The sequence below is a fragment of the Streptomyces sp. DH24 genome (genome assembly GCF_029813775.1).
Classification (GTDB): domain Bacteria; phylum Actinomycetota; class Actinomycetes; order Streptomycetales; family Streptomycetaceae; genus Streptomyces.
Genome location: NZ_JARVKW010000028.1, coordinates 25895 through 39042, shown reverse-complemented (window position 1 = coordinate 39042; position 13148 = coordinate 25895). Strand labels below are relative to the sequence as shown.

General features: G+C 74.7%; 9 protein-coding genes. 5 read left to right on the top strand and 4 right to left on the bottom strand.

Annotated elements, in window-relative coordinates:
• Positions 1-90 precede the first annotated feature (90 nt).
• Together QC282_RS22010 and QC282_RS22005 are read left to right on the top strand one after the other, a co-directional pair.
• Positions 91-417: a DUF2530 domain-containing protein gene (locus tag QC282_RS22010; protein WP_279551254.1), complete on the top strand. Its 327-nt coding sequence runs from the start codon at positions 91-93 to the stop codon at positions 415-417.
• A 95-nt stretch (positions 418-512) separates the two neighbouring features.
• On the top strand, positions 513-2900 hold the full coding sequence (locus QC282_RS22005) for an HAD-IC family P-type ATPase (protein ID WP_279551253.1): 2388 nt from the start codon (positions 513-515) through the stop codon (positions 2898-2900).
• Between the two features lie 9 nt (positions 2901-2909).
• Here the strand turns inward: QC282_RS22005 and QC282_RS22000 are convergent, their stop codons facing one another.
• Positions 2910-3782 carry a hypothetical protein gene (locus QC282_RS22000; protein WP_279551252.1) on the bottom strand — a complete coding sequence of 291 codons (873 nt, stop codon included), beginning with the start codon at positions 3780-3782 and terminating at the stop codon, positions 2910-2912.
• Between the two features lie 192 nt (positions 3783-3974).
• Positions 3975-7142, bottom strand: coding sequence for a sacsin N-terminal ATP-binding-like domain-containing protein (locus QC282_RS21995; RefSeq protein ID WP_279551251.1), 3168 nt, complete (start codon positions 7140-7142; stop codon positions 3975-3977).
• 152 nt (positions 7143-7294) lie between these two features.
• Here QC282_RS21995 and QC282_RS21990 point away from each other — a divergent pair, with 152 nt between their 5' ends.
• A complete protein-coding gene (locus tag QC282_RS21990; RefSeq protein ID WP_279551250.1) occupies positions 7295-7543 on the top strand; it encodes a hypothetical protein in 249 nt (82 codons plus the stop codon).
• A gap of 145 nt (positions 7544-7688) precedes the next feature.
• Here QC282_RS21990 and QC282_RS21985 read toward each other — a convergent pair whose 3' ends face one another.
• Positions 7689-8321 carry an HAD family hydrolase gene (locus QC282_RS21985; RefSeq protein ID WP_279551249.1) on the bottom strand — a complete coding sequence of 211 codons (633 nt, stop codon included), beginning with the start codon at positions 8319-8321 and terminating at the stop codon, positions 7689-7691.
• A gap of 208 nt (positions 8322-8529) precedes the next feature.
• Positions 8530-9558, bottom strand: a complete 1029-nt coding sequence (locus tag QC282_RS21980; protein ID WP_279551248.1) for a hypothetical protein — start codon at positions 9556-9558, stop codon at positions 8530-8532.
• Positions 9559-9878: 320 nt separating this feature from the next.
• Here QC282_RS21980 and QC282_RS21975 point away from each other — a divergent pair, with 320 nt between their 5' ends.
• Together QC282_RS21975 and QC282_RS21970 are read left to right on the top strand one after the other, a co-directional pair.
• A complete protein-coding gene (locus QC282_RS21975) occupies positions 9879-12464 on the top strand; it encodes a helicase C-terminal domain-containing protein (RefSeq protein WP_279551247.1) in 2586 nt (861 codons plus the stop codon).
• Positions 12465-12750: 286 nt separating this feature from the next.
• Positions 12751-13134, top strand: coding sequence for a cold-shock protein (locus QC282_RS21970; protein WP_279551246.1), 384 nt, complete (start codon positions 12751-12753; stop codon positions 13132-13134).
• Positions 13135-13148 lie beyond the last annotated feature (14 nt).

Below are 13148 nucleotides of genomic sequence, written 5' to 3'. Positions count from 1 at the left end.
TGGTCAGAGACAAACGGTTTCAGTATGAACATACATTCCGGGATACGCCATCTCCGCGCGTAGACCTGATCACCTCGTAAGCTGTGCCGCATGGCGAAGTGGACTCCCAGGCACGAGGCGCCGGAGCCCCTGGAGGGCCCCGTGGTCGCCACCATCGTTGGCGGCACCATCATCTGGTTCGTCCTCTTCCTGGCGCAGCTGCCGTTCTACGGCTGGTTCGACGACCGCGGGCAGACCTGGTGGGTGTGGACCTGCCTGGCCGGCGGCGGTCTCGGCCTCATCGGCGTCTGGTACGTGCGCAGGCGCGAGGCCGCGATCAGGCGGGCGGCGGCCGAGCAGTCGGCGGCACCTGCCGGGCAGTCCCCCGCAACGGCGGCCGAACAGCCGGGGCAGCCCCCCGCCGGGTCGGCCGAATAGCCGCTACTACCCCGGTACCAGACCCCTCCTCCCCTGGTCGGATCTTCCGGTCGCCCGGCGAGTGAAGCGGTAGTTCCGCCCGTACCGTCGAATGCATGACGCATCTCGACGCGGGCGCCGAAGTCGACTCCGTGCCTCCCGGGCCGCCGCCGGCGACGGGGCTGACGGCTGCCGAGGTCGCCGAGCGGGTCGCGGGCGGGCAGGTCAACGACGTCCCCGTGCGCAGCAGCCGGTCCGCCGTCGACATCGTCCGCGCCAACGTCTTCACCCGGTTCAACGCGATCATCGGCGTGCTCTGGGTGATCATGCTGTTCGTCGCGCCGATCCAGGACGGCCTGTTCGGCTTCGTGATCCTCGCCAACACCGGCATCGGCATCGTCCAGGAGTGGCGGGCGAAGAGGACCCTCGACTCGCTCGCCCTGATCGGGGAGGTCAGACCCACCGTCCGCCGGGACGGGACGGCCACGGAGGTCGGCACGTCCGAGATCGTGCTGGACGACGTGATCGAGATCGGGCCCGGCGACAAGGTCGTCGTGGACGGGGTGTGCGTCGAGACCGACAGCCTGGAGATCGACGAGTCACTGCTGACCGGCGAGGCCGACCCCGTCGTCAAAAGGCCCGGCGACCCGGTCATGTCGGGCAGTTTCGTCGTCGCGGGCGGCGGCGCGTTCCGGGCGACGAAGGTGGGGCGCGAGGCCTACGCGGCGCAACTCGCCGAGGAGGCCTCCCGGTTCACGCTGGTCCACTCCGAACTGCGCTCCGGCATCTCCACGATCCTCAAGTACGTGACGTGGATGATGGTGCCGACCGCGATCGGCCTGGTCATCAGCCAACTGGTCGTCAAGGACAACGACTTCAAGGACTCCGTGGCCCGCACCGTCGGCGGCATCGTGCCGATGGTCCCGGAGGGCCTGGTGCTGCTGACGTCCGTCGCCTTCGCGATCGGCGTGATCCGGCTGGGCCGCAAGCAGTGCCTGGTCCAGGAACTGCCCGCCATCGAAGGGCTCGCCCGCGTCGACACCGTCTGCCTGGACAAGACGGGCACGCTCACCGAGGGCGGCATGGACGTCACCGGTCTCACGCCCCTGAACGGCGCGGACGAGGCGTCGCTGCGCCGGGTGCTGGGCGCCCTCGGCGCGTCCGACCCGCGGCCCAACGCCTCCCTGAAGGCCATCGTCGCCGCCTGCCCCGACCACGACGGATGGCGCCCGACGAGCGCGCTGCCGTTCTCCTCCGCCCGCAAGTACAGCGGCGCCACCCTCGCCGACGGCGACGGCCGGGCCGGTACGTGGCTGCTGGGCGCGCCGGACGTGCTGCTGCCGGACGACGACCCGGCGCTCGCGGAGACCGAGCGGCTCAACGAGCAGGGGCTGCGGGTGCTGCTGCTCGCCCGCGCCGCCCGCGACCTGGACGACCCCGAGGTCGCGCAGGGCGCCGAGCCGGCCGCGCTGGTCGTGCTGGAGCAGCGGCTGCGGCCGGACGCCGCGGACACGCTGCGGTACTTCGCCGAGCAGAACGTCCGCGCCAAGGTCATCTCCGGGGACAACGCGGTGTCGGTGGGCGCGGTCGCGAGCAAGCTGGGCCTGTCGGGGGCGGTGGTGGACGCGCGGCGGCTGCCCGGCGAGCGGGACGCGATGGGCGCGGCGCTGGAGGAGGGCACGGTGTTCGGCCGGGTCGCGCCGCAGCAGAAGCGGGACATGGTGGGCGCGCTGCAGTCGCGCGGGCACACGGTCGCGATGACCGGGGACGGCGTGAACGACGTGCTGGCCCTGAAGGACGCCGACATCGGGGTGTCGATGGGGTCGGGCTCGGAGGCCACGCGGGCCGTCGCGCAGATCGTGCTGCTGAACAACAGCTTCGCCACGCTGCCGTCGGTGGTCGCGGAGGGCCGCCGGGTGATCGGCAACATCACGCGGGTCGCGACGCTGTTCCTGGTGAAGACGGTCTACTCGGTCCTGCTGGCGATCATGGTGGTGGTCTCGCAGGTGGAGTACCCGTTCCTGCCCCGGCACCTGACCCTGCTGTCGACGCTGACCATCGGCGTCCCGGCGTTCTTCCTGGCGCTGGCGCCCAACAAGGAGCGGGCCCGGCCGAACTTCGTACGGCGGGTGATGCGGTACGCGATTCCGGGCGGCGCGGTCGCGGCACTGGCGACGTTCGCGACGTATCTGCTGGCCCGGGAGCACTACACGGGCGCGGGGGCGCTGGACGCGGAGACGAGCGCGGCGACGCTGACGCTGTTCCTGATCTCCCTCTGGGTGCTGGCGATCATCGCCCGGCCGTACACGTGGTGGCGGGTCGCGCTGGTGGCCGCGATGGGCGCGGCGTTCCTGCTGGTGCTGGTCGTGCCGTGGCTGCAGGACTTCTTCGCGCTGAAGCTGGTCGGCGTGACGATGCCGTGGATCGCGGTCGGCGTCGCGGCGGTGGCGGCGGCCACCCTGGAGCTCATGTGGAGGTGGGTGGACCGCCGCGTACCGGCTTAGCGCCTGTGGTTACCGCACGTCGACGAAGTCACCGGTGGCCTTGACCGCCGGGGTGGTCGTGGTGCCCTCGAAGTAGTAGCGGAAGTAGCCGTCCGTCGAGGCGGTGACCGTGGTGCTGAGGTTGCCCGTCGAGTTCGACTTGATGGTCTTCACCGTGGTGTACGTGCTGGAGTCCTTCTTGCGGAACTGCAGCTTCACGTACTGGTTGGTGTAGCCGCGGTAGTCGAAGGTCTCCCAGTTGGCCCGGGACAGCTTGCCCGTGACCGTGATGGTGCGGCCCTTGGTCACCGGCTCCGGGGAGGCGTTGACGGTCAGCTTGGAGTAGCGCTGGACCCGGGTGGTGCCGAGGTCGCCCTGGTCGGAGTAGTCGCCGGTGGTGTAGTTGAGGGCGAGCGCGCCGCCCTTCCAGGTGCCGGCGTGGGCGTTCAGCAGCTCGCCGTAGGCCGGGTAGACGTCGATGTTGCCCTTGCAGGAGGCGGTCGTCGTCGACGTGTCGGTGCAGGTGGCCGCGTAGTCGCCGAACAGCATGTTGTCCGGCTCGTCGAACGAACCGCGGTAGATGTACGGGCCCGTGTCGAAGTCCTCGGCGTTGACGTCGACATCGCCGCCGTGGGTCAGCGTGTAGGTGACCGTGGTGGAGACCTTGTTGGTCGTGCCCACCTTGACCGCCGAGGCGATCTTGAAGTTGGAGAAGGTGATGCCCAGGTCGGCGGCGTCCGCCGTGCTGAACGCGGCCTTGTCGGACGGGCCGTGAGCGGCGGCGAAGGCCGCGGCGGCGCTCTCGCGGAACGTCGGCGCCTCGTCGGCCTGCGCGGCCGGGGCGACGAGGGCGGAGAGGGCCAGGGCGCCGGTGACGGCGGCCACGGTGGCTCGTATGCGCATGCGATCCCCATGTGGAGAAAGGGGCACCCGCGCGCTGGTCGTACCCAACGGCTCGCAGTCCGCGCGGGGCCCAAGTGATCGTGGAGTCTGTTGACTCACGTGATCAGATACGCGACGAGGGTGAATGGTTGTACGGAAGGTTAAGAATGTGTGCACGCCGCTTCACACACCCCCGTCGCGCATGACGCGCCCTCAGTCGAACCAGCGGTCCCGGGCCAGTTCCTCCGTCCGGGTCGGGTCCTCCAGCAGCGCCGCGACCTCGAAGCGGCGCGGCCACTGACCGGCCGCCCAGGCCAGACCCGCGGCGACGCCCTCCAGGGTCGCCGCGTGCAGCACGCCGTCCGTCGTCAGGCGCCAGTCCAGCTCGACGCCGTCGACGACGAGTTCCTCGTGCTCGACGTACGTGCGCGGGGTGCGCGGGCCGAGCAGCACCCGCACGGACTCGGGTACGTCGTGCTCGGTGCCCTCGGACGTGACCTTCCCGGTGACGGACTCGCTCAGCCGCCGCACCTGGAACAGCTCGGCCAGCTCCGCCGCCCGCGACGGCCGCACCGGCAGCAGCGGGACTCCCCCGGTGAACGGCAGCAGGTCAGGCGAGTCCACGACGACCGCCTCACCGGCGTCCACGACCTCCACCCGGCCGTCGACCACGGCACGCAGGTCGTCCGGCAGGGTCACCTGCTCCGGGTCCAGCGCGGCCAGCGCCCCGTACAGGGCGTGCAGTTGGGCGGAGGTGACCTCGCGGTCGGGGTCGGCGAGCCGGTCGAGGAGCTCGGCGGCGCCGCCGGGCTCGTCCAGCAGGGCCGCGACGGACGTGCGCACGCCGAGCGCCCGCAGCACCTGCTCGTCCTCGAAGCCGGTGGCGTCGGCCTCGTCGTACAGACCGCGCAGCAGCCGGTCGCCGCCGGCCGCGCGCAGACCGGCGGGGCGGCGGCCGGCGAGGACGGGGTGCCCGCGCAGCCACCAGGCGGTGTAGGGCCGTACGACCTCGTGGGTGCCGTCCGGGAGCAGGACGCGCACGGGCTGGGTGATCGCGTCGCGCAGCGGCGGCCGGGCGAGCAGGGCGAGCGCCTGCGGCCACTTGTCGTCGGCCACGAGGTCCAGGTCGCGCACGGCGACGAGTTCGGTGGCGACGGGCGGGACGGGGCTGTCCGGGAAGCGGTCGAGGACGTCCTCGCACCACACGTCCACGGCGTCCAGCAGCCCGGCGTCGTCCGGCTCGGCGAAGTCGCCCTCCCGGGGCTCCAGTTCGTCGGGGTCCAGGACGACGTCGGTGGCGCGGACGAGCGCGAAGTCGACCAGCACGCCGCAGGCCGCGAGCGGCTCGGGGCCCCACCTCTCGGCCAGTTCGGTGTCCACGGTGGCGAGTTCGCCCTCGCGCATCACCTGATGGAAGGGCCCGTCGGGGAAGACGAGTTCACCCGCGGGGGCGAGTTCGCCGTCCTCGTCGGGCAGGGCGAGGGCGCCCAGCCAGGGTTCGTCGCCCGGTTCGAGGCCCGCGTCGCGCACCAGGGCCAGCACGGTGTCGGCCAGTTCCTCGGCGTCGAGGGAGTCCTCCTCCCAGCTCTTGCCGCCCTCGTCGTCCAGGGAGGCGGCGACGGCCGCCCGCACCTGCGGGGTGGTGAGCACGGCGCGCGGCGTCGCGGGCAGCGCGCCCAGCTTCTCCAGCAGCGGGTGCGCGGCGTCCGGGTGGACGACCTTCAGACCGAGCCGGGCCAGCACCTCCGGGTCGAGCCCGGCTGCGTCGGGGGTGGGCAGCAGGACCTGCCGGGGCCCGATGGTCGTACGCCGTCCCCCAGAGCCGAAAGCCCGGGAGGTTCCCCCAGCCAGCGGCACGGGAAGCCCGGACAGCCGGTCGGGGTCGACACCGGCCAGGCTGTCGTACAGCCGCCGCCACCAGCCGGGCTCCCTCTCCAGGCCGGCCAGCCGGTCGACCGCGTCGGTCAGCGGCACCCGGGCCACGCCCAGCGTGCGCAGTTCCGCGCGCCGCTCCAGACCGGCGGGCAGCAGGGTCGGCAGCACCTCGGCCAGGACGCGCACGGTGTCCGCGCCCGCGCCCTCGACGATCTCGGCGTCCCTCGGCCGCAGCGACTCCGGCAGCTCGGAGTCGCCGTCGACGGGCGCGACGGCGGGCGGCAGGAAGGACGTGCGGGGCAGCCGCTCCAGAATCGCCCGGCGCAGGGCGCCGTCCAGTTCGCCCTTGCCGAGCGGGCCGGGCACGAGGCCGACGACGCCGGCGGTCACGGGCCGCCAGGCGGCGAGGAGGTCGGCGTAGGCGTCGGCGGCGCGCTGCGCGAGGAAGTCGGTCAGCGGGCCGGGCGCGGCGTGCCGGCGGGTGGAGTCCAGCGGGAACGAGGCGATGAGCAGCGCGGGCACGCCGAGCGGCTCGTCGCTGGGGGTGGGCGCGTGGAGGACGGGGCTGGTGCGGGGCGCGGCCGGGCCGCCGTCGGTGTCGACGGGGACGGCCCAGGTGACGGACCAGTGGGGCCGCAGCCGCTCCTCGACGGGCCGGTCGGCGAGCAGTTCGGGCGTGAGCGGCCCGTGCGCGACGGTGGTGCGCCAGCGGGTGGCGCCGGTGGGGGTCCCGCCGCTCGTGCGAGGCCGGGAGTCCTCGACGACGGTGAGCCCGTCCTCGGTGCGGCGGCGCAGCGTGCGCGTCTCGTGGGTCTCGATCACCACCTCCTCCAGGCCCGGCAGGGCGAGCAGGAGGGCGTCGTCCACGGCGTGCAGGAGCCGCTCGGCGAGGTCGGCGGCGGCAGCGTCCCGCAGCGGCAGGATGACGGCCGTGTCGTACGGGTCGGGGGCGCTGCCCTCGGCGGCGAACGGCAGCCGCAGCAGCGGTACGTGACCGTCGCGGCGGCGGATCTCGTCGCCGAGGCCGGGGCTGTGCCGGGCGGTGCCGTCGGCCAGTTCGCGGGCCTCGGCCAGGGACCAGCGCACGCCGCCGTGCCGGCCGACGACGGCGGGCTCGTCGGTGACGGCGAGGACGGCGGCGAAGCCGACGCCGAAGCGGCCCACGGACGGGGTGTCCCGCTTGGCGGAGGCCCGCAGCGTGGACAGCGACTCGACACCGGCCGCGTCCAGCGGGGCGCCGGTGTTGGCGGCGACGAGGACCCCGTCGCGGAGGGTGAGCCGCAGCCGGCCGGGCCGGCCCGCGCGGGCGGCGGCGTCGGCGGCGTTCTGGGCGAGTTCGACGACGAGCCGGTCCCGGTAGCCGCCGAGGACCAGGTCCTCCTCGGCGTTGGCGTCCTCACGGAACCGGGCGGGACTGGTGGCCCAGGCGTCCAGTACCCCGCGCCGCAGACGGGCCGTCCCGAACGGGTCCGCACCCTCGGGTGCCGGCCGCACGAACTTGCTCACGTTCACTCTCCTCATCGGCGTGACGACGAAGGTACCGCGCTCGGGAGGGCGGTCACGCCGGAAGGCACCGGGGGCGGGTGCCCGTCCGGGGCGGGAGCCCGGGGCCCCGGCCCGGCTGGAGGAGGGTGCGGCGCGGGAACTAACCTGACGCCGTGCGCAATGACAACCCGGCGGACTCCGCCGCCCCCGGAGACCGGCTGGTCCGGGCCGGAGGCATCGTCTTCATCGTCGGCGCGGTGGCCACGCTCGTCACCGTCACCCCGCTGTTCCTCGGGACGACGCCCTTCCCGACGTACATGTTCGGGCTGAGCATGCTCATGGCCGTCGGTTTCCTGCTGGCCGGCGCGGGCGTCCTGCGGTCCGTCGCGGCCGGACGGCGTCGGGCCCGCGCCTCCGAGTAGGCCGGGCGGCGTCGCCCCACCCGCCTCCGATCGGGCCGGGCTCCGGCAGACCGGCGTCGGACCGGCGTCAGACCGACCGGCGTCGAACCTGCGTCAGACCGACCGGCGCCAGACCGGCGTCAGACCGACCGGCGCCAGACCGGCGTCAGGCCGACGTCTCCAGGTGGGCCGCCAGCCACGCCGGGAACTCGGTGAGGTCGGCCAGCACCACGTCCGCGCCGGCCTCCCGCAGCTCGGCGGCGTCGCACGGGCCGGTCGCCACCGCCACCGCCAGGGCACCGGCGGTACGCGCCCCGCGCACGTCACCGGTGTGGTCGCCCACGTAGATGCCCGCGCCGTACTCGCGCAGGGCCTCCGCCTTCTGCTCGGCCCACAGGTCGCCGACGACCGCGTCCGGCTCGATGCCGAGGTGCGCGAGGTGCAGCTTGGCGTTGGGCTCGAACTTGGCGGTGACGACTATCGCCCGCCCGCCGGCCTCCCGCACCGCGGCGATCGCCTCCCGGGCGCCCGTCATGGCGGGCGTCGCGGTGATCGCGATCGCCGGGTACATCGCGCGGTACGTGTCGGCCACGGCCGGTACCTCGTCGGCCGGGAACCAGTGGGCCAGTTCCTCCGCCAGCGGCGGCCCGAGCCGCGTCACCGCCAGGTCGGCGTCGATGTAGGTCCCCGTCCGCTCGGCCAGCGCCGTGTAACAGGCGTGGATGCCGGGGCGGGAGTCGATGAGGGTCATGTCCAGGTCGAAGCCGACAGTCGGCGCGGAGGAAGTCACACGGGCCATTGTGCCCAGGGGGTACGACAGCGTGCCGCGCCGTCCGGAGGGCGGACCGGGCCGCCGCCGCGAGGGGAACCCGAGCGGGGACCAGCCGGCACCACCGCGACCGACACCACCACAACCGGCACTACCAGCCGACACCACAGCGGACCGGCACTACCAGCCGACACCACAGCGACCGGCGCCGACCCGGCCGGCACCACCGCGACCGGCGCTACCCCTTCCGCTGTGAGCGCCACACCAGGAACAACGCCGATGCCACCGCCGCGCCCCGCACCACCCACGGCCAGGTCTCCGCGACCGCGTCGCCCATCCGGCCCTCGGCGATCGGGTCGCCCCAGCGGCCCTCGGTGCGGCCCCACAGCCAGACCAGGCCGGCCGTCACCGACAGGCCGGGCAGCACCATGACCGCCCATTTCGTCTCGGTCTGGGTGAGGCGGCGCGAGCCGTAGGCCAGGAGCCAGCCCAGCAGCAGCGCGTACCAGTTGCCGAGCACCGCGCCCGCGACCAGCAGAACGGCGGCGAGCAGCAGGAAGGGGCTGCTCCGGCCGACGGCGGGCAGGCGCGGAAGGCGTCGGCGGGGAGCCTCGTCCGGGGCGGCTTCCTCGGCGTCGGCGGCGGCGTCGGAGTCGGCCGGACCGGCGGGCGCCGCGCCGTCCGCTCCCGCCTTGCCGCCCTCCTCGTCCGTCTCCTTCGGCGGGCGCTTGAGCAGTTCCGGGATCTCCACGCCGCCGATGAATCCGGGGACGTTGTCGCCGACGCCCCAGGGGCTGCTGTCGACCCGCCACCAGTCGGCCTGCGTCGCGCTGTCCGCGAGTTCGTGCTCGCCCGCGCGGTGCGGCGGGGACGGCACCTCGGAGGGTTCGGGCACGGCCGGGGCGGCGGGGCGGGGCCGGGGCACGACGCGGCGCAGGCCCTTCGTCCGGCCCGCGCCGTCCGCGCGTTCGCGGTCGGGCTGTACGGGCACGGCGGTGACCGTCTCCCGTGGGGCGGGACCGGCCGCGGTGGCGCCGGTGGTGCCGGTGGCGGCGTTGACGATGTCGTCGGGGCTGCCGAGCCGGGCCAGGATGCGCCGGACGGCGGCGGGGCTGTCGACGGTGGCCCTGGCGCGGCGGCGGTCGATCTCGTTGCGCAGTTCGGCGACCAGGCGCATGCGGGTCGCGGACGGCAACTGCCGCTGCTGCGCCACGTCTCCGACGCGGCTCAGATACTCGTAGACGACCTGGTCGCTCTCGATTCCCACGCAGTCCCCTCCGGGGTGGGTGCCGTTCCCGTGGACGACCGTAGCGCAGGGCGGTCGGCGCGCGTGCGGGTCGGGCGGGCTGCCACCCGCGCGGGTCCGCCCGCCGCGCGGTCGTCGCGGGACGCGCGCGAACGGCATGGCCGGGCCCGTACGAAACCGCCCACAGGGTCAGGCATGTGAGGGGACGCCGGACGGGCCGCCGCGCGGCGGGGACGGCCGGTTCCGCGGGCAGGCGCGGGCGGCGGCCACCCGGGGCCGGGCGGGTCCGAACGGCGGTCACGGCCTCCTGCCGTGCACCGGCACCGGCTACCGTGGGTCGGATGAGCACCGAGGAGAAGCCGACGGCCCCGCGTTCGCTCGCGGAAGCGCTCCGCGCCCGCGACGACGCCTCACTGGCCGCCCTCCTGCGCAGCCGCCCCGATCTGATCACGCCCGTCCCGACGGACGTCACGCAGCTCGCCACCCGGGCGGGCACGCGCGCGTCCGTGGTGCGGGCCCTGGAGCGGCTGGACCGGTTCGCGCTGCAGACGGCGGAGGCGCTGGCCGTGGCGCCCGACCCGGCGACCTACGACGACCTGCTCGGGCTCATGGCCGGCGACCCCGGCGAGGAACGGGACCGGGCCGTCGTGGCCGCGCTGCCACGGGCGCTCGGCGGCTTGCGGGAACAGGCGCTGGTGTGGGGCGGCGACGACCGGCTGCGGCTCGTCCGCACCGCCCGCGAGTTGCTCGCGCCCTCGCCGCAGCACCCGTCGCCGACCGGGCTCGGGCCGAGCGTGCAGGAGGCGACGGCGGGCATGTCGCCGGGCCGCATCCAGGAGATCGTCACCGCCGCCGGGCTGCCCTCCACGCACGACTCGGTGTCCGCCGCGGCCTCGCTGGCCGCGCTGTTCGGCGACCGCGAGCGGATGGCCGCGCTGCTCGCCGAACTGCCGGACGACTCCCTGGAGGTCCTGGAACGCCTCGTGTGGGGGCCGCCGTACGGCCAGGTCACCGCCGAGCCGGCGGCCCGGCTGCGCCGCCTGCTGGACCGCGGGCTGCTGCTGCCGACCGCGCCCGGCACGGTCGTCCTGCCGCGCGAGGTGGCCCTGCATCTGCGCGGCGGGCGGGCGCACCGCACCCCGGAGCCGGTGCCGCCGCCCGTGACGGCCCACGCCGCGCACCGTCCACAGGTGGTGGACGCGACGGCGGCCGGGCAGGCCCACACCGCGCTGACGACGGTGGCGGAGCTGCTGAAGGACTGGGACGAGGGCGGCCCGGCGGTGCTGCGGGCGGGCGGCCTGAGCGTGCGCGACCTGAAGCGGACGGCCGTCGCCCTCGACGTGTCCGAACCGGTCGCCGCGTTCTGGGTGGAGCTCGCCTACGCGGCCGGCCTGCTCGCCTCCGACGGCGAGCCCGACGAGCGGTACGCGGCGACCCCGGCCTACGACGAGTGGCGCGAGCTGCCCGCCGCCGAACGCTGGGCGCGGCTGGCCACGGCGTGGCTGTCGGCGACCCGCACGCCGGGGCTGGTCGGCGGGCGGGACGCGAAGGACCGGGCGTTGTCGGCGCTCGGGCCCGGCCTGGACCGCTCGGCGGCGCCCGAGGTACGGCACCGGGTGCTGGCGCTGCTGGCCGCGCTGCCGGAAGGGGCCGCGCCGTCGGCGGACTCGGTGCTGGCCCGGCTGCGCTGGGAGCGCCCGCTGCGCGGACCTCAGCCCGACGACGACCTGCGCGCCCGCCTCGCCCGGTGGACCCTCTCCGAGGCCGAACTCCTGGGCATCACGGGCCGCGGCGCTCTGTCGTCGCACGCCCGGGCCCTGCTGGGCGCGCCCCCGCCGCCGAAGGAGCCGGGCGCCGACGAGCCCGTCGGTCCCGGTGACAAGCTGCCCGTCCACCACCACCGGACCCCGGACGCGGGCCCGTACACGTCCCTCGCCCCGCTCACGCCCGCCCGGCGGGCCGTGGCCTCCGCGGCGGCCGCCCGGGTGCTGGCGCCGCTGCTGCCCGAGCCGCTGGACCACGTGCTGCTGCAGGCCGACCTGACGGCCGTGGCGCCCGGCCCGCTGCGGCAGCCGCTCGCCGACATGCTGGACGTCCTCGCCGACGTGGAGTCCAAGGGCGGGGCGACCGTCTACCGGTTCACGCCCGCCTCCGTGCGCCGCGCCCTGGACGCCGGCCGGGCCGCCGCCGACCTGCACGCCTTCCTCGCCGAGCACTCCCGCACGCCGGTGCCGCAGCCCCTGACGTATCTGATCGACGACGTCGCCCGCCGGCACGGGCATCTGCGGGTGGGCGCCGCCTCGGCGTACGTGCGCTGCGACGACGACGCGCTGCTCAACGAGATCCTCGCCGACAAGCGCTCCGCCGGGCTGCGGCTGCGCCGCCTCGCGCCGACCGTGCTGGCCGCGCAGGCCGATCCGGCGGCGCTGCTGGAGGGGCTGCGCGTGATGGGGTACGCGCCGGCCGCCGAGTCCGCCGAGGGCGACGTGCTGATCACCCGCGCGGACGCCCACCGCACCCCGCCGCGCACCGCGCCCGAGCCGGTGCCGGAGGGCCCGCCGGTGCCCGACGAGACGCTGCTGGCCGCCGCGCTGCGCGCCATCCGGGCCGGCGACCTGGCGGCGACGACCCCGCGCAAACCGGCCGACGGCACGGCCCCCGCGGCCGACGGCACCGCCCCCGCGGCGGGCGGTGACCTGCCGCGCACCAGCTCCGCCGAGACCCTCGCCACCATGCAGGCCGCCGTCCTGACCGGCGAGGCCGTGTGGATCGGCTACGTCAACGCCGAGGGCGCCGCCAGTCAGCGCGTCGTCGCCCCGGTCCGTGTCGAGGGCGGCTTCGTGACGGCGTACGACCACACCGCGGACGAGGTCCGCACCTACCCGCTGCACCGGATCACGGGCGTCGCGGAGCTGGCGGACGACTGACGTCACCCGTACCGGGGTCGCCGCACGGGGCGTTGACCAACGGGTGCCGGGACATAACGAGTTGCCGGACGACACCACGGATGTGCTGAGATATGCCGTGCCTGCCTCGCCCCCTCGCGAGCGCGTCCGCTGCCGATCGGCCAGGTTTGGCCGACTGGAGTGGGCGGGCTTGACGGAGGGTACAGAGCTGAGGAGGCTTCAGGACAACGGCAGGCAAGAGCGAGCGCTGGATAGCCTGACCTGGGACGACAGTGGTTCGGCTGACTGGTGAGATGGGGTGCGTGCTTTGCCTACCGGCAAGGTCAAGTGGTTCAACAGCGAGAAGGGCTTCGGCTTCCTCTCCCGCGACGACGGCGGCGACGTCTTCGTGCATTCCTCGGTCCTCCCCGCCGGAGTCGAGACGCTCAAGCCGGGCCAGCGCGTGGAGTTCGGCGTGGTCGCCGGGCAGCGTGGTGATCAGGCGCTGTCCCTGACCCTGCTGGACCCGGCCCCCTCGGTCGCGGCCGCGCAGCGCAAGAAGCCGGACGAGCTGGCGTCCATCGTGCAGGACCTGACGACCCTTCTGGAGAACATCACGCCGATGCTGGAGAAGGGCCGTTACCCCGACAAGGCGTCCGGCAAGAAGATCGCCGGTCTGCTGCGCGCGGTCGCCGACCAGCTCGACGTGTGAGACCGCGCCGGTAG